At 44.4% G+C, this 23,357-nt stretch carries 20 protein-coding genes and 1 pseudogene; 5 read left to right on the top strand and 16 right to left on the bottom strand.

The annotated features are described in order from the left end of the window. The 6 genes from MKY54_RS12205 to MKY54_RS12180 all read right to left on the bottom strand — a co-directional run bounded on the left by MKY54_RS12205 (position 1) and on the right by MKY54_RS12180 (position 5,986). Positions 1–885 (bottom strand): EFR1 family ferrodoxin, encoded by an 885-nt coding sequence (locus MKY54_RS12205; RefSeq protein WP_076179332.1) that lies wholly within the window; start codon positions 883–885, stop codon positions 1–3. A gap of 1,250 nt (positions 886–2,135) precedes the next feature. Next, on the bottom strand, positions 2,136–3,278 hold the full coding sequence (dnaN, locus tag MKY54_RS12200; protein ID WP_339190607.1) for a DNA polymerase III subunit beta: 1,143 nt from the start codon (positions 3,276–3,278) through the stop codon (positions 2,136–2,138). Beyond that, positions 3,279–3,614, bottom strand: coding sequence for a hypothetical protein (locus MKY54_RS12195; RefSeq protein WP_254857132.1), 336 nt, complete (start codon positions 3,612–3,614; stop codon positions 3,279–3,281). Between the two features lie 705 nt (positions 3,615–4,319). After that, on the bottom strand, positions 4,320–4,805 hold the full coding sequence (locus tag MKY54_RS12190) for a DUF3888 domain-containing protein (protein WP_076187648.1): 486 nt from the start codon (positions 4,803–4,805) through the stop codon (positions 4,320–4,322). 60 nt (positions 4,806–4,865) lie between these two features. After that, positions 4,866–5,828 (bottom strand): phosphotransferase, encoded by a 963-nt coding sequence (locus MKY54_RS12185; RefSeq protein ID WP_076187646.1) that lies wholly within the window; start codon positions 5,826–5,828, stop codon positions 4,866–4,868. Further along, complete coding sequence (locus MKY54_RS12180; RefSeq protein WP_175617408.1) at positions 5,825–5,986, bottom strand: hypothetical protein; 162 nt, start codon at positions 5,984–5,986, stop codon at positions 5,825–5,827. The genes MKY54_RS12185 and MKY54_RS12180 overlap by 4 nt, the downstream gene beginning before the upstream one ends. 174 nt (positions 5,987–6,160) lie before the next feature. Between MKY54_RS12180 and MKY54_RS12175 the strand changes: the two genes are divergently transcribed. Next, complete coding sequence (locus tag MKY54_RS12175) at positions 6,161–7,375, top strand: MFS transporter (RefSeq protein WP_076129958.1); 1,215 nt, start codon at positions 6,161–6,163, stop codon at positions 7,373–7,375. A gap of 76 nt (positions 7,376–7,451) precedes the next feature. Here the strand turns inward: MKY54_RS12175 and MKY54_RS12170 are convergent, their stop codons facing one another. Genes MKY54_RS12170 through MKY54_RS12160 form a run of 3 tightly spaced genes read right to left on the bottom strand, consistent with a single transcriptional unit; the run spans position 7,452 to position 9,444 of the window. Then, positions 7,452–8,162 carry an SAM-dependent methyltransferase gene (locus tag MKY54_RS12170; RefSeq protein WP_339190605.1) on the bottom strand — a complete coding sequence of 237 codons (711 nt, stop codon included), beginning with the start codon at positions 8,160–8,162 and terminating at the stop codon, positions 7,452–7,454. 38 nt (positions 8,163–8,200) lie between these two features. After that, on the bottom strand, positions 8,201–8,500 hold the full coding sequence (locus MKY54_RS12165) for a hypothetical protein (protein ID WP_076100716.1): 300 nt from the start codon (positions 8,498–8,500) through the stop codon (positions 8,201–8,203). A gap of 50 nt (positions 8,501–8,550) precedes the next feature. After that, positions 8,551–9,444, bottom strand: a complete 894-nt coding sequence (locus tag MKY54_RS12160; protein WP_339190603.1) for a LysR family transcriptional regulator — start codon at positions 9,442–9,444, stop codon at positions 8,551–8,553. 131 nt (positions 9,445–9,575) lie between these two features. Here MKY54_RS12160 and MKY54_RS12155 point away from each other — a divergent pair, with 131 nt between their 5' ends. Continuing rightward, entirely contained in the window at positions 9,576–10,316 is a 741-nt protein-coding gene (locus tag MKY54_RS12155; RefSeq protein WP_076220260.1) for an SDR family NAD(P)-dependent oxidoreductase, read from the top strand. Positions 10,317–10,783: 467 nt separating this feature from the next. Here MKY54_RS12155 and MKY54_RS12150 read toward each other — a convergent pair whose 3' ends face one another. The 4 genes and pseudogenes from MKY54_RS12150 to MKY54_RS12135 all read right to left on the bottom strand — a co-directional run bounded on the left by MKY54_RS12150 (position 10,784) and on the right by MKY54_RS12135 (position 17,263). Next, complete coding sequence (locus MKY54_RS12150) at positions 10,784–11,566, bottom strand: X2-like carbohydrate binding domain-containing protein (RefSeq protein ID WP_339191176.1); 783 nt, start codon at positions 11,564–11,566, stop codon at positions 10,784–10,786. Beyond that, positions 11,540–14,692, bottom strand: a pseudogene (locus tag MKY54_RS12145) (X2-like carbohydrate binding domain-containing protein); the annotation flags it as partial. The gene MKY54_RS12150 and the pseudogene MKY54_RS12145, both read right to left, overlap by 27 nt. Before the next feature lie 350 nt (positions 14,693–15,042). Beyond that, a complete protein-coding gene (locus MKY54_RS12140) occupies positions 15,043–15,801 on the bottom strand; it encodes a DUF6612 family protein (RefSeq protein ID WP_339190601.1) in 759 nt (252 codons plus the stop codon). Between the two features lie 220 nt (positions 15,802–16,021). Beyond that, the gene (locus MKY54_RS12135; protein WP_339190600.1) at positions 16,022–17,263 is read right to left on the bottom strand and encodes a metallophosphoesterase family protein; all 1,242 of its coding nucleotides are present in this window, start codon (positions 17,261–17,263) and stop codon (positions 16,022–16,024) included. Between the two features lie 226 nt (positions 17,264–17,489). Between MKY54_RS12135 and MKY54_RS12130 the strand changes: the two genes are divergently transcribed. Genes MKY54_RS12130 through MKY54_RS12120 form a run of 3 tightly spaced genes read left to right on the top strand, consistent with a single transcriptional unit; the run spans position 17,490 to position 20,970 of the window. Continuing rightward, positions 17,490–18,203: a polyphosphate polymerase domain-containing protein gene (locus MKY54_RS12130; protein WP_036683495.1), complete on the top strand. Its 714-nt coding sequence runs from the start codon at positions 17,490–17,492 to the stop codon at positions 18,201–18,203. Between the two features lie 2 nt (positions 18,204–18,205). After that, positions 18,206–18,943, top strand: coding sequence for a DUF4956 domain-containing protein (locus MKY54_RS12125; protein ID WP_339190597.1), 738 nt, complete (start codon positions 18,206–18,208; stop codon positions 18,941–18,943). Between the two features lie 29 nt (positions 18,944–18,972). Further along, positions 18,973–20,970 carry a CotH kinase family protein gene (locus tag MKY54_RS12120; protein WP_339190596.1) on the top strand — a complete coding sequence of 666 codons (1,998 nt, stop codon included), beginning with the start codon at positions 18,973–18,975 and terminating at the stop codon, positions 20,968–20,970. A 112-nt stretch (positions 20,971–21,082) separates the two neighbouring features. Here MKY54_RS12120 and MKY54_RS12115 read toward each other — a convergent pair whose 3' ends face one another. The 3 genes from MKY54_RS12115 to MKY54_RS12105 form a co-directional block, all read right to left on the bottom strand. Next, positions 21,083–21,724: a DUF1775 domain-containing protein gene (locus MKY54_RS12115; protein ID WP_076130655.1), complete on the bottom strand. Its 642-nt coding sequence runs from the start codon at positions 21,722–21,724 to the stop codon at positions 21,083–21,085. 63 nt (positions 21,725–21,787) lie between these two features. Then, complete coding sequence (locus tag MKY54_RS12110; protein WP_076130654.1) at positions 21,788–22,447, bottom strand: response regulator transcription factor; 660 nt, start codon at positions 22,445–22,447, stop codon at positions 21,788–21,790. After that, complete coding sequence (locus MKY54_RS12105) at positions 22,444–23,262, bottom strand: histidine kinase (RefSeq protein WP_076130653.1); 819 nt, start codon at positions 23,260–23,262, stop codon at positions 22,444–22,446. The genes MKY54_RS12110 and MKY54_RS12105 overlap by 4 nt, the downstream gene beginning before the upstream one ends. Between the last annotated feature and the right edge of the window lie 95 nt (positions 23,263–23,357).

Genomic DNA, 23,357 nt, shown 5'->3' with positions numbered 1-23,357 from the left:
TCATTCCTCCAAATACTTAATAAAATGCTTGTAGTAGCCCTTGGATTTGGGAGTAACAAACCGTCCATCATTCGCAGAATCCTTCATTAGTTTATGAAGCTTCGGACCTCCAGTATAGGGATCTACTACGCTAGCCTTAAGTCGTGTCGCTTGGATTGCCTTCTGAGGACAAGAATAAACACAACGCATACATAATAAACAATTTTGACTGAAAACAATTCCTTCTACGCCGCTACTAATATTGGATGTTGGACAGTTTCTGACACATTTTAAACATAGTGTGCAAGCGTCGGTTGTACGCAATCCTTTGGCGAAGTATTTTCCCCCTTGGTGTTCCTCACAATAATATACTGTTCTCAGAACCCGCTCCAACACAGGGTGAATCGGCAGATTTCGTGGTGTCCGGTTTACGATTTCCTCTGCAAACAATTCCACCTTACGCTGTGCGGCTTGATACAATTGCTTATTCAACCTGTCATTGTATTTGATATAAAAATTACATGGCATCGCCAAAATCGAATTGTGAAAGGGATTATATCCCTTCCCACGCAAAGAACGAAGCACCGTATTCGAAGCACCGTTATTGATATAGTGTGGAGAGGATGCCGTTTTGAATACAAATGCCGGGGTTCCATTACAATCAGGTAGCCCTTCTGCAAAACGTTCAACAAAACCGGAAGCGCCAAAGCCTAGAACCGGATGACCAATACCTATAAGATCATAGGCTTCATATTCTACAGAACGAGTGCCTTTAAAAACATCTTCCACTCTAAACAAATCTACATCTTGCCCTTTACTTCTTAGCCTTTCAGCAAATTGCTTAGCAATAATCTCCGTATTGCCCGTACCTGAGAAATAAAATATGGCCGTCTTTGCATTATGCATTCCATCCCCTCCCAGATCAAATATACCTCATTCCCGTCTGGGAAAGCTGTGAAGTTGAAGTGGGTTTTGGCTATTTCGGACTCAGTTGCTCTTATTTCCATAATTCCGCTCATTTTGCCACACTATCGGACTCAGTTGCAGCTATTCGCTCAAATGCACTCCTTTTCTGCACAAATCAGGGGCAATAAGAGCTATACAGTCCGAAACCTTTGCAAAATGAACCAATGTGCTGAAATAGCTGCAATACGGTCCGATACGATCTCAATCGAGCAAAAGGTAGCTGGTTTCGAGATGTAGGCGGCTAAGTTGAGCTATAGGGAACTAATTCCACGCACGGTATAGTTAGGTTGAGCTATAGGGAGCTAATTCCGCACGGTGTAGATAGGTTGAGCTATAGGGAGCTAGTTCCGCACGGTGTAGATAGGTTGAGCTATAGGGAGCTAGTTCCGCACGGTGTAGATAGGTTGATCTATAGGGAACTAATTCCGCACGGTGTAGATAGGTTGAGCTATAGGGAACTAATTCCGCACGGTGTAGATAGGTTGAGCTATAGGGAACTAATTCCGCACGGTGTAGATAGGTTGAGCTATAAGCAGCTAGTTTAAGCACTGGGCAGCACGTTTAGGAGCAAATTTGGTAGGCGACGTTTTTTCCACCAACTATTCGGACTCAGTTGCAGCTATTCGCTCAAATGCACTCTTTTTCTTCACAAATCAGGGGCAATAAGAGCTATACAGTCCGAAACCTTCGGAATATGAACCAATGTGCTGAAATAGCTGCAATACGGTCCGCTACGATCAAGTTCAATCAAAAGGTAGTTGGTTTCGAGGCGTAGGCAGGTAGTTTGGGACGTAGGCGGCAAGGTTGAGTAATAGGTAACTAATTCCGCACGGTGTAGATAGGTTGAGCTATAGGGAACTTATTCCGCACGGTGTAGATAGGTCGAGCTATAGGGAACTTATTCCGCACGGTGTAGATAGGTTGAGCTATAGGGAACTTATTCCGCACGGAGTAGCTAGGTTGAGCTATAGGGAGCTAATCCGCACACAAAGTAGCTAGGTCGAGCCCTAGACAGCTAGTTTAAGCACTGGGCAGCACGTTTAGGAGCAAATTTGGCAGGCGGTGTTCTTTTCACCAACTATTCGGACTCAGTTGCTCTTATTTCCATAATTCTGCTCATTTTGCCACACTATCGGACTCAGTTGCAGCTATTCACCCAAACCTACTCAAATACTGTACTTAACAAATCCTCAATCATGCGTCCTCACAGGAGTAATTAAAAAAAGTGTGGACGAAGATGCGTCCACAGGCAGGATCACCAGCGCCCTTTCTTTTCCCGCGAACCTGATTCTAAGCGTCTCACTATCGATCGCCCGAAGGATGTCCCTGAAATATTTTCCGTTAAAGGCTACTCGAAAATGATCACCTTCCAGATGCTCCAAAGGAATCTCTTCTTTTACATCCCCAATTTCTGCAGTCTTGGACACTAAACTTAGCGTATTAGAAGGAAGTACGCTGAGCATAACACTCTCACCAGCCAATATAGAAATACGTTCAACCACATGTAACAATCGGTCTTTCTTAACAATCACTTCGGAGAGGTACGCTTTTGGGATTAAATTATTGACAGAGGGATAAGTTCCTTCTAAAAGAGCAGACTGAACCCTCAATCCATTAGAAATAAATCTGATCTGCTTGGGGCCTATTTCTAAATCGGTGCTGCTGTCTGCATCATCGTTTAATATTTTCAAAAGATCCTCCAGGGTGCTGCCCGGGATTACAACATCTAAAGGAATTGCCCCGTAATCATCTACGCTTTCAACAACATGCTGGGCGAAGCGGATGCCATCAGTGGCGACTACACGAATATTATGCTTCTCTATTTGCAGCAAAACTCCTGTAAGCACAGGTCTGGTTTCCGATGAAGAGACCGCAAAAACCACTCTTTTAAATATTTGCTTCAGGAGAGTGTTCTTCATGCTTATCCTTTGAATGTTTGGATGATCTATGTATTGGATTCTCGGAAACTCTACCGCATCCATTCCACACAAACGAAATTGAGTGTTTCCTGATTGAATATTTAAAATCAATGACTCTACGATTTCCAGCCTAATTAGTCCAGGATCAAGCTTACGAATGATCTCATAAAAATAACGCGCGGGAACTACGATCTCACCTGTGTTGTGCACAACCATCGAATCCATCTTCACAGGGAGCTTATATTCAATGGTCATTCTTATATTGCTGGCTGTTAATATCAGACCCTGAGTTTGCGCCTGAATAAGTATTCCTGACAGAACACGTGAGGAGCTATTCGCGGATATGGCTTTTAATGCTGCCTGCAAAGCGGTACTAAGAGAATCTTTTGAAACATGGATTAGCAAAGACTTCACCTAACTCTCCTTAGATTCCTTTACAAAATGCGCCTCAATGATGTTCCGAAATACTTGGGAGCGAGATGCGTTCTGATCCGCACAAGCCTGCTCTATCTCCTGCCAAACGTCCTCAGATAACGTCAAAGATACCTTTTTAGTTACACCAGTGCTTTTTCTACCTGCACCTTCCCGAAGACCTCCCCTTGTAAAAAGAAACCCCAACTGCCCGTCTTTAGTGGCTACACCTACTTTGACTTTATCCTTGTTGTTACTTGCGCTATCGCTAGTGACTTTATCTTTAATTTCGCTAATACTGCTCCCCTTGTGTTCGCCTTCGAATTTATGATCACCCAATCCCTCACACCTCCATATTTGAATTTAGTAACTTAAATCAATATATCCACTAATTTCATAATACCATAATCGCCATTAATCCACCACATTTCTAACCACAAAAAAACACCCCAAAGATCGGAGTGTGTGCGGTGGGCTGGGCAGAGTTGGGTATGAGTTGGGTATGAGTTGGTATGAGTTGGTATGAGTTGGGTATGAGTTGGGTATTGCAACGTTAACCCATGGATTTTTTTATTTTGCTCAAAATCGTTTGGGAATGTATGAGTTAATTGCACTTTATACAACTATAAACAATACATTGTGCTGCCCGAGCGAAATAAGTGTATTCTCTGCAACTAAATTCAACGATATTAACAAATAAGTGTGAAAAGACTTCTTTTAACTGCACCAAATGCAACTAAAAGTGACTAAGCTTCTTATCTCCTGCAAGTAAGTGTATAAACTGCAACTATCCCGTTTGCCCGCTCCCGGACACACGCACGCACACCCTCATCATGCCACTAACCCAACCTTCCTCCCCTCTCCCTCACCTCATCATGCCACTAACCCAACCTTCCTCCCCTCTCCCAAAGACTCCTTTCCCTACAACTCCCATCACCATTACCTCAGAACTCCCTACACATGTAAAAATAGCTCGCCTCATAACTCAACGTGTGGCACATATTAATATCTACTCTTCCACCCACCCGCCTTACCGAAACTACACTATCTCAGGATGTTCTGATAATTTGGTGGAAAGTCTGATTTTTTGGGGTCTTTTAGATGCTTGAACGATTCAAGCTTCACCTTAGGACCAGGAGAGATCCTAAAAGTCATGGTATCTTCTCCAACTGAAATATGTGGACCAACTGTAGGATATACGTTAAGTGTAATCAAGAAATCAAACCCCCGGAAACCATTGGTCCGCTTCACCTCTGTCACATCCACAAAGTAAGGATAAACCATTGGCGATTCTCGCAAAAGCGGCGAATAAATATCTGCAATCTTTTTCTCAATATGGGGTAAAAGAAATAACATCAGCATGTCTTGAAACTTAAGTTCGCGAGAATCTTGATCTGGCAGTTGAAGTCCCGAATCAGACCTGGAAGGTGTTACAGACTGAGGTTGAATTAACCTATTTGCGGAGCAAGGTTGTGGCGCCAGAAATAGCATCACTGCGACAAGAAGGGGAGCAATCCAGCTTTTTTTCATCACAATAGCCTCCTTAGGGAACTTTATATAAATTCCCCAAAGAGACCCTATTTCTATACGTTAAATCTCAATCCTGTTAAAAAGAAAGGGTTCTCCCTTAAGATAATTTCTCAAGATCGCTAACGCATACAACTGTTCTGCTTTTAGACCCTCGGTTTCCCTCGGATCGGATGCGTGATGGCAATAATTTTCGATCATCACCATGACCGTAAAATTCTCTAAAGTCTGAACCCACTCCCCGTCAAGCTTGGCGATACTTTCGTACCCCTTAATGACCCCTTCTCTTTGCAATGGATACAGTCCAAGAAGGGTATGTGCTACGTCATAAAGATAATACCCCCAACCACATCTCCCAAAATCAATCGGCCGAGGCTCACCCTCTTTAAATATGATGTTGCCTTGATGTAAATCTCCATGGATAACGCCATAAGACCTTCTGTTCTTATTTTTATGCTGCTTGCTTAACCAATTGTATAACTTCTCAGCTGCCGACTGATACAGCACAAACTCTTCATCTGTAAGAAAACAATGATAATGCAGCTTTAAACGAAGCATTGCTTTTCGAAAGCTATGTTCATCCCAAACAGGACGATTAAAGCCAGGGGGTAACTCCAGCTCCTGTGCCGCCTTATGTAGCTTGGCTAATAGAACGCCTTCTTTGTAAATTTGTTCTTCGGTAAGATTTTCATTCGCATGTTCCCCTTCAACCCAGCGCATTAAAGAGGCATAAACACCTTCTCCATTTCCCTGTTCCACTCTGAACGTTACAGCACCCGTGCGATCATGAACACCTTTTGGCAGGGGGACATCAATTTTGCTCTTCAAAAGCTCCAGCCACGCGATTTCGGAGTTAATTTCCTCTTTAGATCTCCCCGAATGAAGGCGCAGTAAAAAAGTTCCCTCTTTATTAGTTTCGATAACAAAGGTACAGGTATCCGATAGCTGGTTAAAACGAATCTGCGTCCAATCCAGGTCAAAGTTCTGAAGCGCTATTAAAGCTGCCTGCTTATAATTTTTTCTCATCGCAAAGGAAGGAACAATTCAGTCTCATCGGGCCAGGAAGGGTTCGCAAATTGATAGATTTCTATAACCAATCCACGATCATTACTCTGCAAACTGCTATTAAATTCTCGCTTCATTTCCGGCAATTCAAGCACTTGGACTTGGCTTTCATCATTCATAAATAACCATCCCTTCAATGATCTATAAAAATGAAAACTATCTGAAAAAATATTTATCTTGAAAATATTTTCAGAAAACTAAATAATAGAAAAGCAATACTTACATGTCGGATCTATCATCTTAACCAAGGTGGAGCTTCATTACAGGCAGAAGAAAGGTTGAACATCGGCATCATGAACGCAATTCCAAACCTCAACAAGGCACAATCACGCAAAGAACGAGCAGGGAAAGAGCCCTTTCCCATCTCTATACTTTCTCTTACGGTAGGCGCTTTTGCGATTGGTATGACTGAGTTTGTTATTATGGGTATTTTACCAAATGTCGCCAACGATTTACAGGTTAGTATTTCGACTGCTGGCCAACTCATTACAATGTACGCACTTGGAGTGGCCGTTGGCGCACCCATCCTGACCATTCTCACGCAGCGTATTCCGCAAAAGAAACTGTTATGTCTTCTCATGATTCTTTTTATACTGGGCAACGGAATCTCTGTGTTTGCACCAAACTATACCGTTCTCATGGTAGCTCGTATAATTACAGCTTTAACTCATGGTACTTTTTTTGGGGTTGGCGCAGTCATTGCATCCAATCTTGTACAACCCAATAAGCGGGCCGGAGCCGTATCTATTATGATGGCAGGTTTAACGATAGCCAATATTGTCGGAGTTCCTCTAGGAACATTTATTGGACAAAGTATGGGCTGGCGGGCCTCATTTGCAGCGATTGCTGTCATGGGAGTCGCCGCGCTGATCGGCATCCTCATTTTTATTCCAAAGCTTAAACAAGAGAAACCAGCGAGTGTTATCCAGCAGATTGCTGCTCTGGCTAATCCAAAGCTGCTGCTATTCTTATTGATCGGGGCGTTAGGGAACGCCAGCTTGTTCACCGTGTTCACATATATTACTCCACTGCTTGAAGAAGTGACCGGTTTTGCTGAACATAGTGTGACTTGGATTCTAGTCTTATTCGGCTGTGGGGTGACCATCGGGAACATCGTTGGCGGAAAGCTTGCGGATTGGAAGCTGATGCCTTCTATCGTGGGACTTTATTTTGCAGTCAGTATGATTCTAACGATCTTTTCCTTCACGATGCATAGCCCAATAGCTGCGGTAATCACAATATTTTTCTGGGGTATGGTGTCCTTTGCCGTCATGCCAGGTCTGCAAATACGGATTATGAGTCTGGCTCAGGCTGCCCCTGCACTTGCTTCAACGACCAGCCACTCCGCCGGGAATCTCGGTAACGCAGCGGGTGCCTTTATTGGCGGTTGGGTTATTTCTCATCTAGCGATCACTTCGCTTCCTTGGGTCGGTGCGGTTCTAGTGGGCCTTGGTCTGGTATTAGGCATAGCTTGTTTTGTAGCAGAACGGAAAGAAACTGTAGCGTAAGCTTTATAGATATGTATACAAAAACGAGGGTGCTCCCAAAGTCATCATGGCTTGAGGCACCCTCGTTTTTTATATTTCAGAGGAACAATTCTGCTCTTCTAATCTTCAACATCTGCTTTGCACCTTTTTGAAATTCATAAGGAACCTCTAGTTCCTCTGCAGTAAATCCTTGCCTCACCAAATCATCAATAAGGCGGTCTAATTGCTTATACCTTTTACAAGAGAGGTCGACTAGTGGAAAGATTCGAAGCTCGCCTCTCGTCACCCGCATGAGTTCCTTAACAGTCTCTAAATGAAATTCATAGTCCAGCCGATCGCTGTACATAAATAGAAAGTGTGCAGATAATGTCAGGTCAAATGCTTCATCCGCAAAAGGCAGATCCGGAAGTATCACAGGAACATAACGCTCCGGGGTTTGTCTTCGATCCTTAGTGCTGGCGGTTAAAGCTGCGTTCCTCGCTTCGGTCAGTCCCTCGATTGATTTAAAGTAGTTCCAAACGAAATTATCCTGTACTTTTTCCATTCCGGACATCGCATGCGCAATATCTTGAACCCCTTTGTCTGCCAGCTCATCTTCAGAGTAATAGTAAGCAATATCAGCAGCCGTTACTTCACCACGCAACTGATTCGCTATTGCTGTAAAAGAGCAAGCACCCGCAGGACAATCCAGAATGCTCTGGCCGATAAGATCTGATTCCAGCAAATCAAACATACGTATATATTCCTCATAGGTTCTGCCAATAAAAACAATTCTCTCCAAATCAAGTTTTCCCTTTGCTCCGCTCATCTCAGCTCACCTTTCCTCTTCTAGGCTCATCTACACTTCTACTTCTGTTTTAATATACGAATAAGGTAATCAATTAGAATACCCAAAATCAAAAACGTTCCAAAATGAATAATATAAGTTGGGAATCTGACGCTGATTAACGCACTATTGGTTCCCCATCTCGGATTATTTACATCAACCATGAAGCTTTCAAAAGGTTCTGTAAAGATCAGTGTATCTATAATAGGGTTCAAACGTACAAGAATAATATTCGCGATCCCCACCCCCAGATAGTCACTCAGACAGATGATGATACTTATAATCGAAAGCCAGAAACTGAATTTCCTCCTAAAAAACATCAAACACCGCCCTTTCTATTTTTTCTATTTCTTAACAATTCGTTTAAAATTCAAAATATCCTTGTCACGGTTAGTTCCTGTTTTAAAAAATGATACAAACTGGAGCTCGCTTGCTTAAGCGGATAATCTGAAAGTTTACATAGGATCCCACAGGTCATATCAATAACCTTCCCCTCCAGCTTCCGTACTATAGTTCCTGCTGGGGCTGGATTCAGCACAATCTCAGGAACAAGTGCCACACCTAAACCACTTCCCACAAAATATTTCAGCGCTGTCATGCTCCCAATCTCCATTGTATCTAGTGGCGGCCCGCCTGATTCCTGCAGCACACTTTCTAATTTTTTACGATAAGGACAATTCGCTGCCGTAATCAGTAAGCGATGACTCTGTAGATCCTCTGGGGTGATACGTTCCTTGGATGCTAGCGGATGCTCTTCTGGCAAAAGTAACAAGAATTCCTCCGCAAATAAGGGTTCAAAATACAGCTCCTTACCGAGCTCTGGTGCCGAACACACTGCCAAATCAATTTCACCACGCAGGAGTAGTTCACTAAGTGCGGCGGTTCCCGCAATATCCACGGAGATCTTCACTTTAGGGAATTGCACCATAAACCTACTTAAAAGCTGCGGCAAACGATAGCTCGCCGTAGGGTCCGTTACCCCTAATCGCACGTTGCCAGCTTCCCCTATTTTTAAATCAGCCAAACGGCTCTCTAGTCGTTCCATATCTTTAACAATATGTAGGCTCTCTTCATAAAACAATCTGCCTGCTTCTGTTAAGCTGATTTGCTTCCCCCGCTCAAGCAATTGACATCCCAGATCAGATTCAAGCCTTTGCATCTGCATCGTAACTGTAGATTGGGCATAGTTCAATTCTTCTGCTGCGCGATTAAAGCTTCCGGAAGTTACGATCGTTTGAAAGGTTTTTATTGTTTTTAGATCCATCCTAGTGCCCTCCCCTATTCAATTCAAATTAATTGAACCAAACCTTCATTATATTCAATTATACGAAATCCACTTTTCTCTATAGAATACTTTATAACAACAACATACGCCAACATAAGGAGTGATTGAGGGTGGATCTCAACAATAAAGTCGCATTAGTAACCGGTGGAGGGACTGGAATTGGCAAAGCTGTAAGCTTGGAGTTATCCAAACGCGGAGCCCACGTCGTAGTGAACTATTCTAGATCTGAGGATGAAGCCAATGAAACCGTAAAGACGATTCTGAATCAAGGAGGGTTGGCTATAGCAATACAAGCGAATGTGTCTAAAGATCAGGAAGTGCGAAGTATGGTCGATTCGATTATTCAGCATTTCGGGACAATAGATCTGCTAGTGAATAACGCCAGTATAACTAAACATATTGCTCTCGGAGATCTGGAAAAGGCAACAGAGGAAGTATGGGATGAGTTATATGATGTAAATGTGAAAGGAATGTTTTTCTGCGCCAGAGCGGTTGCACCGTATATGAACCAAAAAAATTCAGGAGCCATCCTCAATCTCGGCAGCATCGCTGGACAGACAGGCTTAGGCTCATCCCTTCCTTATGCCGTCTCCAAAGCGGCTGTCCACGGTCTTACCAAATCGCTGGCACACGCGCTGGCTCCCCATATTAGAGTTAACTGTGTAGCACCGGGAGCCGTTGCTACTAGATGGTGGTCTGGACGAGAAGAACAAATGCATAAACTAGCCCCTAATCTGCTGCTTCAGCATATTTCAACCGCCGAGAATATCGCCCAGTTCGTCTGCGCTGCGCTAGAACAGGAAGCAATGACTGGACAGATCATTACCATAGATAGTGGACAAACATTGTAACAGCCAAAACAGCAAATGGTATGTCAGAACTACTTTTAAATATCATTAGCTGGTTTTTGCGTACCGTACAGGAGGAAGTGAAGCGTTGATAGCATAATTGGGGAATTTCTCCCTAAAATTCTAAGTTTTTTGGTCATCCAGCCAATAATTAGGGAAAACCTCCCTAATTATTGGCTAATTTGCTGGAAACTAACGAATTCGCCTGATTTTCAGGGAATAATTCCCTGATTTCGTTGATTTAAAGCAAATATCGGCTATTTTCAGGGAGGTTTTCCCTAATTACTATATAGCCAACACTATAGGAACCATAAATGCATCCGACATACCACATATCACATGACTCATAGAACGTAGCACATAGCGTACATACCACCTATAGCCTGAGGGTTAAAGTAAGAAGCTGCCCCAAAAGTAGAATTTTCTACTTTTTAGGACAGCCTCTTCAGCATAACTATTGGTGAAGATTCTTAGTTAGGTTCATTACCCCAGATCAGGTTACCTGAGATGTAGGCGGGCGCTTTTGTCCAGTCTACAAAATTGGTATCAACCGCATTAAAGGAGTAATCTCCGGTTTGAGTGTAATTTGACCAATCCTCTTTAGCTACTCGCACTTGGATATCGATGCTCGCACCCGCAGCTAGTGAACCTGCTGCACTCGAGAATCCAAGCTCCAGATAATAATCCGCATCCGCTTTAGCCGTTGGCAGCTTCACAAACGTGCCCGTTACATTCGCGCTTCCAGCCTGTGACCAATCGCAGAAGAAGCTTTGTGCCTTCTCTCCGTCAATTGTGTAATAATATCTTAATTTCACATCAGAAAGTGCAACGGCACTTGTACTTGTGTTCACCAGCTTAAACTTTGGATTTAGCGTATTTCCGGAAGCAGTCACTGTACCGTTATACATCTGCACTTTCAGTGCTGCTGTAGGAGCTACTGACGTATCTGAGAGAGTGACAACCAAGGATTGTGCCGCTCCGGCACTAAACTCAAAGGTCAGCGTTGTCGTTCCTACCGCTTGAGTTGCCAAATACTCCTTCTTGAGAGTGACTGTTGATCCACTTACCGTATAATCCGTTCCGGCTACGAGGGTTGCCGTTCCGTTCTTGATCGCACTCAGCGTATTTCCGTTCAACGTCATAGTTACTGCAACGTCTGCCTGATTCGCTGTTTTCTTATCAAATCCCGCGCTTGTTGGCGTTATCGTGGAGTTGGATACTGGTGTTGTAGTATCCGTTACCGCTACCGCCAAAGATTGTGTAGCTCCAGCGCTAAAGCTGAACGTCAGCGTTGTCGTTCCTACCGCTTGCGTCGCTAAATACGCTTTTTTAATCGTCACTATTGATCCACTTACCGTATAATCCGTTCCGGCTACGAGGGTTGCCGTTCCGTTCTTGATCGCACTCAGCGTATTTCCGTTCAACGTCATAGTTACTGCAACGTCTGCCTGATTTGCTGTTTTCTTATCAAATCCCGCGCTTGTTGGCGTTATCGTAGAGTTAGATACTGGTGTTGTAGTATCCGTTACCGCTACCGCCAAAGATTGTGTAGCTCCAGCGCTAAAGCTGAACGTCAGCGTTGTCGTTCCTACCGCTTGCGTCGCTAAATACGCTTTTTTAATCGTCACTATTGATCCACTTACCGTATAATCCGTTCCGGCTACGAGGGTTGCCGTTCCGTTCTTGATCGCACTCAGCGTATTTCCGTTCAACGTCATAGTTACTGCAACGTCTGCCTGATTTGCTGTTTTCTTATCAAATCCCGCGCTTGTAGGCGTTATCGTGGAGTTGGATACTGGTGTTGTAGTATCCGTTACCGCTACCGCCAAGGATTGTGTAGCTCCAGCGCTAAAGCTGAACGTCAGCGTTGTCGTTCCTACCGCTTGCGTCGCTAAATACGCTTTTTTAATCGTCACTGTTGATCCACTTACCGTATAATCCGTTCCGGCTACGAGGGTTGCCGTTCCGTTCTTGATCGTGCTCAGCGTATTTCCGTTCAACGTCATAGTTACTGCGACGTCTGTCTGATTTGCTGTTTTCTTATCAAAGCTTGCAGTTATTGGCGTAATGGTCGAGCCTGTAGCTGGTGGATTTACAGGATCAGCATACAAGGTGCCTCGGCCATTCGTACCGAGATATACACGTCCATAGATTCTTGGATCCCCAGTAATCGCCATATTGATCTTAGCGTATTGGTGAGCATCGTCATTAATACGAACCCAAGTTGCGCCAACATCATCAGAACGGAATACGCCCCGTACACCATCAATCTTAGCTACGGTGTACAATGCCATATAAGTTTGGCCCGGAGCAGCCTTACCATAACCAATAAGATCAGCTTCTTCTACATTCGTTAACTTCGTGAAGCTCGCACCTGAATTAGTGGAGTGCCATAGACCATATTTATTCTCAACCGTATTCCCTCCGGCGAACCAGATGTCACCTTCAATACCTGGAACTGCCTTCATACTGATTTGGGCTTCATTCGGCTGTAATCCAGCCACATTATTGGTCGGGAAGCCCGAAGCTGCGGTGGCAGTAAATGTAGCTCCACCATCCACACTTACATAGAAGGTTCCTGCATAAAATCCATAGTATTTGTTAGGATTCACGCGATCAGACGCTATCTTCGCTCCAGCCGGTAATCCTGCACTTGCTGTCCAAGAATTGCCTGAGGTTTTGGAATAATACACCCCGATATCTGAGGTGCTCCACAGAATGGAATTACCACTTGCAGAGACAGCTACTTGTCCATGGCCAACCGTTGTTTTGGTTCCATTGGAAGGCTCGGAGTTTGGCATGTACCAGTTCACTCCACCATCGTTAGAGATACCAATGGACTTCATACTTGGCGTTTTTTCTTTATCTGCACTGCCTACCCGCACCATATAGGACGGACTCAGTTCAGCATAGTCAATACTCATCGTCGTTGCCCATGAAGGACTGGTCTGGAATTTAGTCGGCGCTACCGACAAATCCTCATGACGGAAACCGGAAACGTCACCAAGTGCAGTGATCAAATGGGAGGTTCCTGTTGGCGGGCTAATTAGCCCCAGCACTGCAGTTTCCTCCACACCTTTTGCCATGACAGAGATATTTACCTTGCCTCCGGTATCCCATGAGGTCAAATTGTTCGAGCCATAAATTGTTGCTCCAGTGCCGTACATCATTCGATTCGAGTTAAATGGATCAATTTCCAAATCACCCATCATCCAGCCTAGCTTCGGTGAAGGATCCAGGGATGTTGAAGTGGTTCCATGATCGAGCCATGGAGCAGCGGTGATGTCCATGCTGAACTTATAAGTCCGTTCTGGATAATTGCCCCAATCCCAAATGCGACTCCAAGTAGCCCCACCATTGGTACTGCGGAAAATAACTTCATCAGGCCACCAAGCGTTTAAGCTGGATACCATCAATGTGTTAGGGTGCTGAGCATCCAGCGCCAATCCACCAAAGCCATACCAGTTATCTTCACCGGTCGTAGGACTGATATTGGTCCAAGCCCCACTAGTTTTGTTGTATTTCCAAACTTCACCCTTACTGCCATCATAGGGACCTACACCATTACTATAAGTAATATAGAGATCACCTGTGGATGACAGCTCGCCGTGATGTGGCAAGAACCCCGTAGGTTGTCCAGCCAGAGCTGTCCAGGTTACTCCACCATCTGTACTCCGATATATGCTGCTAGCCGTATCGGCCACACCGACATATATCGTTTGAGTAGCGTTGCCAAGTGTACCTGTGCTCTTATCGAAAGTGATCCAAGACAATCCGACAAGATCATTCCCATAATCAAGTGTCGGATTCTGAATATACGTTCCTACGTTTGGAAAAGAGGTTACCTTTGACCAAGTTACACCCGAATCAATACTTTTCCAGAGACCATTACCACTTCTAGCTCCAAAATAGAGAATGTTGTTCTTATTGGGGTCGATGACTAGACGTTCACCAGCGGAACGGCCAGGCATATTGCCACCTACTTTAAAAGGCAGTGGAGTAGTTTGCCAGGTGTTCCCCCGGTCATTAGAGCGCATAATCTGGCCATTATTATCCCAATGATTAGTATACGTACCTGTTGCCATGTAGACTTTATTAGGATCAATTGGGTCTGTAGCCAGAGCATCAACACCATTCTTGTTCCAATCCACCCAGCCTACCGAGTCACTAATTGATGTCCAGCTAGATGTAGCTTGATTCCAGCGATAGGCCCCGCCAATATCTGTTCTGGCATAAATCAGATTCGGTTCAGTTTGATTAAAAATAATTCCGGGTACAAAGCCCCCGCCAGCTCCCGTTACAACGCTTTTCCAGGTGTAAGGTTCACTTGAGGCTGCATGGGTAGTAGCTGGGAATGCAGAGAATAAAGAGCCTACCATCGCGCCAAGCAGGACCAAAAGTCCTGTTTTCCGGATACGGTTACGAATCACGTTTTACGCCTCCTACGATATAATTGGTTTGTTTATGCCTTCTTCTTACTCTATATCCCTGCTCCTCCCTCCCCCTTAATCCATACCTTCAGAACTTAGACTCCATTTTCTGATAACGCTTTCATTATAATGGTAAGGTTTTTCATTATCGAGAGAAAATGGTTATATTTTGCAGAAGATTGTCTCTAAAAATCGTACCATTTTCACACTTCAGGATACAATTTCACTAAATTTTGATTGAAAATAATTCTGCTGATAAAGAAAACCTCCGGAATAAATCCCAGAGGCTTCTGATATAACTATTCTTCACTAGTATCTACAGGCATAACAATCTCTTTTATACCATTAAAATTGCTGATAGTTGTTTGCAACGTGAGCACTGACTCTGAATTTAAGTTTTCTGATTTCAATGAAGTGAATATTTCTGCCTCCACTTTATGCGGCAAAAGTGTAGTTTTATCCAGCGTATATCTTAGTTTAATCTTGTCTGTCAAATTCTGCTTCATCAATTTCATCGTTTCCTTACTCGCATCATGAGACGATATCTCTATCGAAAGTATGTATTCTTGTTCCTCCTCAGAAACAACGATCCCCTGAGAATCTATCCGGTATATGTCTATATAATCATACGGGTCAATAAATCTTTGTGCGATTTGTTTTTCTTTCGCTGGAATATAATCGTCCTGCTTAATAAATAAATCATCCATTACCTTTGTATGATATTCAGTATCCGATATGTATTCTTCTCGTTCCTTTCCTTCCGCAGTCTCCGATTTTAGATATACGGTATAAGGATTTCTAACATAGTCGACATGAAATGAAACAGCGCTCGACCAATGTTTATCTTCACTTTTTTCCGATTTGCTGGATGTTTCTTCTTGTTTCTCCATTTCTATAGTATAGCTCTCCTGCTTAGCCAGTTCACTCCGAGACATGCTGAGCAGCCCCTCTGCACGCTTATCTCCCTCTCCTTCAGCACCTGATTTAGTGTTCGCTGCACAACCTGTCAAACCTAACATACAAATGATACCGATAAAAACCATTTTTCTGATAAACATATTACTCCCCCTTCACTTCAAATGAAATCCAAATATAACTAAATCTATTTTATCATTATAAAGTTAACAGCTTATATGACGGAAAAGGTAGACATGTGAAAAAACGGCTTAAGATACACAGTTGTTGCGCTGAATTTAGTGTTTTAATGCAAATCAAAAAATACCTCCCCGACTTTACAGCAGAGAAGGTATTTAAATAATATTATCCAATTCTCTTAGCTCAATGTGTCAACACAAACTCATCCAGCAGCTTTCCATCCACATCATAGGCCTGATAGGTTAATGTATCCCCGGTAACGTTAATGCCCGCAAACATTTGCTTATAGTTCTGAAAATGCACCGCATGATAGAACTGATCTTCTTTTTTCTCGTTAAATTTTCCTCCAGAAGCGTTGGTCACCACATAGACTGTCCCTCGTTTAGCACCTTTGGAAATCTCACCTTCTGGAACTATTTTTCCGCCACGTAACGGGTAGGATCTGGAGTATTCATGATTATGACCCTGCAGCACTAAATCAACCTCATACGTATCAAAAATATCCGTCCAATTTTCAACTTTCTTATAGGAGTTCCCCCCGTAAGCCGGACGGTGCATCGCAACGATTTTCCACTTCTTGTCTGTGTTCTTCAGATCTTCCTTCAGCCACTCCGTTTGCTTTTTTAGATTGCTCTCTGTATTCAGTACCGTTACATGCACTGGTCCATAATCGAAGGAATACGAGGTGCCTGCAATTGAACCCTTTGCCCCATTATCCGGCAGGTTGAAGTGTGAAGTATAATACGTTGCATCCTCATCCACCTCATCATGATTGCCTGTTACCGGCATTAACGGAATCCCTGAAATCCAGCCCTGCACATTGCCAAAAAAATCATCCCAGCCTGCCGAATCCTCCGGATCCTCCGTCAAATCCCCGTTATGCACAATAAATTTGGCTTCAGGAAATGTCTGAAAAGCCTTGTTCAGTGTATTTCCCCACAGCTTAAAATCCTCTGCCGTTTCCCCTTGAGAATCCGTTACATTGATAAAAGACACACTTGCCAGTCCATCTTCTTCCGTTGTAAATTCCGCTGCCGGACTCCATTCTCCTTCAACGCCACTACCCACTCTATAAGTATATAACGTCCCGGGTTCAAGACCCGTAGCTTCCACTTTATGAACACCTTTGGTGCCATTGTCTGTTTTGATGGAACTACTTTTCGCATCTACCCTTTGTACATCCGTATTTGCAAAAGAGGACACCTGTCCCTTTACAATCTCCAGAATGCCTGCTGCACTCGAATCACTTGTATACCAAGTAAACGCGCGGCTTGTGCTCGCATCTCCCTTAAAGGTAGTCACGAGATCATACGGTGCTGGTGAATTTGCATTACTTCCGCTTTTCGATCGTTCCAACCCATAAGCCACTAAAATAACCACAATCACAAGCACTCCTAGGATTATGGCAAATTTATAGTCTCTCATCACGGTACCTCCTTATGAAAATTTCTCTCTAGCCTTCTCAATAAGATAGCCCCCTGCAAAGTCAGAAGTCAAATTTGCACACGATTCTTTATACAGACTTTTGTTAACGCAGTGTAAAACATTCAGCAAACATTCAGTCTATTTTAAGTTAAGCATAAGGTCTGTCTCCTAGAATTAGTCAAGCAGGAAGGTTAGCCAGAGATAGAGAGAGAAACGAGGTGTGAAAATGAATAAGAAGCTTCAATTCCGGCATGAACTTAAATTTTTCATTAACTATCATCAATACCTTATATTGCGCCAGCGATTGCAAAGCTTGATTGATAAAGATCAACACGCTAATGAGAGTGGAGAATACCACATTCGGAGTTTGTATTTTGACGATATCAACAACACGGCACTTGCAGACAAGCTCGGCGGTCTCCGAGAGCGGGCCAAATACCGGATTCGCATTTACAACATCCAAGACAACATCATTCACTTTGAGAAAAAAATTAAAATGGACGATTATATCGCCAAAATCAAAGAACCACTAACCCGGCAAATGTACGACGAGATTATGGCGGGCAACTACGAAGTGCTGAACGTCCCGGACAGTCCGCTGTTCATGGAGTTATACGATCAGATGCGCCATAACCTGCTGCGACCCAAGGTCATCGTGGATTATGTTCGCGAGCCTTATGTTTGCCACAACGGAAATGTGCGAATAACGTTCGATAAAGAACTACGTACGGGCCTGCACTCTACGGATATTTTCGATAAGGATTTGCATCCGATTCGGGCGATTGATGAGAACTTCATAATTTTCGAAGTGAAATTCGATGAGTATATTCCGGAGTACATTAAAATCGCGTTGCAGCTGGAGGGACTGAATAGGCAGTCCGCTTCGAAATACGTGATCTGCCGCAAATTCTTAAAAACTAACACTTGGGAGGATTATTGATTATGAATGCATCACTAGCACCGCTAGCACCGCTAGCAGCTACAACAACGACTACAGATTCTACAAATAATTTTTCAGACATTATTAAAAACTCGGTGATCGACAATTTTGTATCTGATATTAGTATCTCCAAGATGCTGATTACCTTGGGCGTAGCTTTTCTGATCGGATACTTCATTTACCTGCTCTACAAACGTGTCTTTAGCGGCGTTTTATATTCCAAAAGCTTTAACGTCTCACTTATGGGCATGACCATGATTACAGCTACTGTCATTATTGCGATTAACTCTAACCTTGTGCTGTCCCTCGGTATGGTCGGCGCATTGTCCATCGTACGTTTCAGAACACCAATCAAAGATCCAACTGATCTGATCTTCTTGTTCTGGGCAGCTGTAGCAGGGATTGTAACTGGAGCAGGATTTTTCACCTTGGCTATTATCGGTTCGATCATTATCGGCCTCATTTTGTTCCTGTTCATCAAACACTCTTCTATCGAAACGCCATACTTACTGGTCATTAACTGCGACAGTGATGAAAGTGAACGTGAAGTACACAGCCATATCACCAAATCCGTAAAACGCTACAATGTGAAGCAAAAAACAGTCTCCGCAAACAATATTGAATTGACGCTGGAGCTTCGTCTCGATGATAAAGTAGGCGGCTTTGTCAACACAGTCTCTGACCTTAAAGGTGTCAAAAATGCACTCTTGATCAGCTATAGCGGTGACTATGTATCTTAATTACAACGAGATGAAAGGCGGTGCCCCAGATGAAAACCAGAGGTAAGTCAATCCTGCTGAGTTTTTGCTGCCTGCTGCTGGTCATCGCCGTAGCCGGGTGTCAGAACGCAAGTCCGTCTGCAACAAATAATCCAACGTCTGATGCTCAGGACAAGGTCATTTCGAGCGATGAGAAAAAGCTAGACGAGCAGGTCTTTCCAAAAGATAAGGTCGTGGATGTCAAAATCACCTTGGACCCGGACGATTTTCAGGATATGCTGGATAATGCCAGTGCTGAAGAATATAAAATGGCTTCCGTCGAGTACAACGGTATGAAATACGATAATGTAGCTGTACGGACCAAAGGAAATCTCAGTCTCAGAAGCGTAGTACAGATGACAGACTCTGACCGCTACAGCTTCAAAATTTCTTTTGATGAGTATGTTAACCAGAATTTATTCGGCATTACTAAGATCAACCTGAATAATAATTACAGCGATGCTTCTTATATGCGTGAATTTCTGACCTATGAGCTCGCTGAAAGTGTCGGTCTCCCGACGCCGAAATATTCCTTCGTAAATGTGTATGTAAATGATGAACTGAAGGGTTTTTATCTTGCAGTAGAACAGATCAGTGATGCTTATCTGGAACGCAATTTCGGCAACACTTATGGTGCACTTTATAAAGGTGTAATGACCGGTCAGGGCAGTGATTTGACTTGGCTGGGCGATGATCCATCCCTCTATACTGGACTAGAAATGAAATCCGATAAGTCTAACGATGATATTCTTGTCGACATGCTGAATGAGCTAAACAACGGCACCGATTATGAAAAATACATCGACGTAGAGGAATCGCTGAAGTATATCGCTCTAAATGCGGTCACGGGTAATATGGACAGTTATTTAGGTGGAAATAAGCAGAATTATTACTTATATGAAGACGATGGGGTCTTCTCGATTCTGCCGTGGGATTACAATATGGCTTTTGGCGGCATGGGAAGCGCAGATGTGTTAATTGACGAGCCTACCCAAGGTGCGTTGGCAGAACGCCCACTGATTGCGAAACTGCTCGCTAATGATGAATACAAAACGAAATATCACGAAATTGTTAATGAGATGATTACTGGCTATCTAGCGGACGATACGTTCCAGGCTCGGATGGATGAGCTGAACACGATGATTTCCAGCTATGTCAAAGCGGATCCATCCGCCTTCTACACTTTCGAACAGTATGAAAATGGGATAAAGGCTGTTGAGACCTTCATGTCGAACATGGCCAAAAGTATCCAGCAGCAGCTCGACGGTACCATTCCTTCCTCCGGTGACGGATCAGGAAGTGGTGGTGGCATGGGCGGCGGTGGCTTTGGTGGCGGCGCTAAAAATGGCGCAGCTCAAGGCGCTGCGGGTGCTGGGCAGGCCACAGGTGCGGATGGCGCTGGGCAGGCCACAGGTGCGGTTGGCGCTACTGGTAATGCTGGCGCAAATGCAGCTGCACCAAATACCGAAGGGCAAGCGGCTACGGGTGGACAGACTGCCCAAGGCGGTGCAGGTGGTGAGCCTGGTGCCATGGGCGGACCGGCTATCCCTAATGGCGGCGAGGGGCCTGGCAGTAACTCACAAGCAGCTGCGGGTGGGCAGACTACACAAACAGGGCAAACTGCTCAAGGAGGACAGGCCAACACTAACGGGCAAGCTGCTCAAGGTGGACAAACCAACACTAACGGGCAAGCTACTCAAGGTGGACAAACCAACACTAATGGCCAAGCTGCTCAAGGTGGATTTGACGGCGACGCGGGTGGTGAGCCTGGTGCTATGGGCGGACCCGCTTTCCCTGAAGGCGGCGGAAATGGTCCTGGTGGTGGCGGCATGGGCGGCGGTGGCTTTGGTGGCGGTATGCCTGGTGGTATGGGCGGTGGCGACTTTGGTGGTGCTGGTACTATGCAGCAAAAAGGCAGCACGAGTGAAGCCATCACAACTGGCGTCGCCATCCTTCTCCTAATACTAACCGCTGCTTTCGTAACCTTTTACAAACGCAAACGGCTGTAGATAAGTAAAAAGTATCCTCATCACCAATTAATTCATGCAAGAAGCCTCCGTCGTTTATTGACGGAGGCTTCTTGCATGAACACTATATTCTTGTATCACAACTAATTCCCGCTTACTCTTTTCGCCCGCGCAATATACTTATGGTTGCTATTAAAAAGGCTAGTAAAGAGATCCCTAATGCGATATAGACCATTGGGTTGACACTGGTGGAGTTGTTCTCGCTTTCCATGATGGCATTATGTTCTTCCATGCTCATGCCATTGTCACTGGAACCATGAGAATGTTCATCCCCACCGGAGGCTTGCACAATCGAAGTAATAGAATGCGGACTTTCTGTTCCTGCCTCACCAGACCACTGCACCAAGCTGCCATCGGCATAATGCTGATAAGCATCCCAAGCAATGTCGCCTGCAGTATCAGGATTCTTTGCTGTGAAATAGAAACGTTGGAATTGCCCTGCTTTAATTCCTTCTCCATTAGCTATCCAGCTAACTTTGTTCCCCTCAATGGTAACATCCCAGCCCGGTGTAGCCTCATATTGCTTGAACTCGGCACCCGCCGGGATTCGTAGATCGACTTGTACAGTCGCCACATCTTTTTCTGAAGGAACTTTAAGTGTGTAAGTCTCCCATGCTCCGGTACTGGATTGTGCTGGTGCTACGGTTACGTGCGCGCTAGCCACGGCTGCGAACAACAGAAGTGTTGCAGCGGCTGGTGCGAAGAGTGTCATTATTTTGCGAGATAATCTGTTCATAGTTAGAGTGCCTCTTTCTTTAAGTAATTTTATCATTTTTCACTTTCATCTCTATCCTCATATTTACCGCGGAAAATCACGTTTACGTGAAGCAAGCCCCTGCTCCAGAGCATAACGCGTTAGCTGCGTACGATTTTGGAGTTGAAGCTTCTGAAGGATGTTTTTCAGATGGTTTTTTACGGTATGCTCCGAAATCGACAGGCTTATGGCAATCTCTTTATTCGTCGATCCGGAAGACACACAGCTTAAAATCTCCTTCTCCCTCGCCGTCAAAGACTCCCCTTCGTCCGTTAATGAAGGAACGGTAAATTCTTTCAAGATTTGAAAAGCCAGCTCCCGGCTTAGCGGTGCTTCTTCATTCACAATCGCTTGCAAATATTCAATCCAGGTGGAAGGTGCCAGATTCTTCAATAAGTACCCTTGTGCGCCTTGCTTCAATGCTTCGAGGAGGTGGGAAATTTCGTCCGATACCGTAACGATAACGATTTTGACATAGGGATATTCCTGCTTGATCCGGCGAGTAGTCTCCAGCCCGTCCATCTCCGGCATCTGAATGTCGATAAGAATGAGATCAGGCATCCACTGGGCCGTGAACGCGATCGCCTCAGGACCACTCTCCACTACTCCAATGACCTCAAAACTATCATCCATGGACAAAATCTCACACATCGCCTCACGCGCATGCGCATGATCATCCACAACCAAAACCCGGTACCGGCTCATAAACTTCCCCCTCCTTTCGTAATTTCCACATTTGTCCCCGTATTGCCGGAGCTCACCTGAAGCTTCCATCCCATTCCTTCGACACGTTCCTTCATGATCTGAAGGCCGTAACTTCCGTTCACCTCAAAGGGATCATGCTGAAATCCTTCGCCATTGTCGACAATCGCCACGCTCCAGTTTTTCTCAGTGCCTGCACCTGTGATAGAAACCTTCGCCGCTCTTGTATGCTTACGCACATTAATAATAGCCTCTCGGATACAAGATAGCAGCTCTGCTTTTTCCGAAGGAGAGAGGGCTTCATCCTGTAGACTCCAATCCAAGGAAACCTCAATCATAATCTCGTTAGCCATTTGAGCAAGCTGATCTTTAACCGACTGTTCCAATGAAAAAGAGTGCTGCTCAGACACTGGTACCTTCAGATTGGCGATCGCCTGTCGAACATAACGGTTCACCTCGTGGACGGTCTTTTTGATCTGATCCACATTTTCTTCGCTGACTTCCCCATTCCTGCGGCTTGCTTCCAAACGATCTATTTTGACAGATAAAAGAAATAAAGATTGCGCCATCCCATCATGCAGTTCCTTAGCTAGCCCTTCCCGGGCTTTCATTGCCTCTTTGAGCGCACGTTCCTGCTCCAGCTCCCGTTGATTCCGCTCCATCAGCGAAAACAAAGGGACGAGCAATACAAGAGTGAACAAAAATACGAGGACAGGTGTCAAATAATTCCCCAGATCCATCGAGATATAAGGCATTAGAAACTGATGGCGCACGACCTCCCAGATCCCTACCATTAGCGTTGGCAGTAACAGGATCATATACTTGATTCGGTTATACGTTGCTGTCCCCTCCCGTACATCTTATGATTAACAATATCACCGTCACAATTCTGCTACATGACTCGATCGGGCTA

The organism is Paenibacillus sp. FSL P2-0121 (assembly GCF_037975345.1).
GTDB classification, from domain to species: domain Bacteria; phylum Bacillota; class Bacilli; order Paenibacillales; family Paenibacillaceae; genus Paenibacillus_AQ; species Paenibacillus_AQ odorifer.
The sequence above is the reverse complement of the archived record's forward strand: the minus strand, read 5'-3'. Positions and strand labels throughout refer to the sequence as shown.

Excerpts from the sequence above, each read along its gene's own strand:
- MKY54_RS12170 (WP_339190605.1), bottom strand. The coding sequence starts at position 8,162 with ATGAGCGGAGCAAAGGGAAAACTTGATTTGGAGAGAATTGTTTTTATT.
- MKY54_RS12175 (WP_076129958.1), top strand. The coding sequence starts at position 6,161 with ATGAACGCAATTCCAAACCTCAACAAGGCACAATCACGCAAAGAACGA.
- MKY54_RS12120 (WP_339190596.1), top strand. The coding sequence starts at position 18,973 with ATGAAAACCAGAGGTAAGTCAATCCTGCTGAGTTTTTGCTGCCTGCTG.
- MKY54_RS12130 (WP_036683495.1), top strand. The coding sequence starts at position 17,490 with ATGAATAAGAAGCTTCAATTCCGGCATGAACTTAAATTTTTCATTAAC.
- MKY54_RS12105 (WP_076130653.1), bottom strand. The coding sequence starts at position 23,262 with ATGATCCTGTTACTGCCAACGCTAATGGTAGGGATCTGGGAGGTCGTG.
- MKY54_RS12205 (WP_076179332.1), bottom strand. The coding sequence starts at position 885 with ATGCATAATGCAAAGACGGCCATATTTTATTTCTCAGGTACGGGCAAT.
- MKY54_RS12185 (WP_076187646.1), bottom strand. The coding sequence starts at position 5,828 with ATGAGAAAAAATTATAAGCAGGCAGCTTTAATAGCGCTTCAGAACTTT.
- MKY54_RS12165 (WP_076100716.1), bottom strand. The coding sequence starts at position 8,500 with ATGTTTTTTAGGAGGAAATTCAGTTTCTGGCTTTCGATTATAAGTATC.
- MKY54_RS12110 (WP_076130654.1), bottom strand. The coding sequence starts at position 22,447 with ATGAGCCGGTACCGGGTTTTGGTTGTGGATGATCATGCGCATGCGCGT.
- MKY54_RS12160 (WP_339190603.1), bottom strand. The coding sequence starts at position 9,444 with ATGGATCTAAAAACAATAAAAACCTTTCAAACGATCGTAACTTCCGGA.
- MKY54_RS12140 (WP_339190601.1), bottom strand. The coding sequence starts at position 15,801 with ATGTTTATCAGAAAAATGGTTTTTATCGGTATCATTTGTATGTTAGGT.
- MKY54_RS12115 (WP_076130655.1), bottom strand. The coding sequence starts at position 21,724 with ATGAACAGATTATCTCGCAAAATAATGACACTCTTCGCACCAGCCGCT.
- MKY54_RS12125 (WP_339190597.1), top strand. The coding sequence starts at position 18,206 with ATGAATGCATCACTAGCACCGCTAGCACCGCTAGCAGCTACAACAACG.
- MKY54_RS12135 (WP_339190600.1), bottom strand. The coding sequence starts at position 17,263 with ATGAGAGACTATAAATTTGCCATAATCCTAGGAGTGCTTGTGATTGTG.
- MKY54_RS12180 (WP_175617408.1), bottom strand. The coding sequence starts at position 5,986 with ATGAATGATGAAAGCCAAGTCCAAGTGCTTGAATTGCCGGAAATGAAG.
- MKY54_RS12190 (WP_076187648.1), bottom strand. The coding sequence starts at position 4,805 with ATGAAAAAAAGCTGGATTGCTCCCCTTCTTGTCGCAGTGATGCTATTT.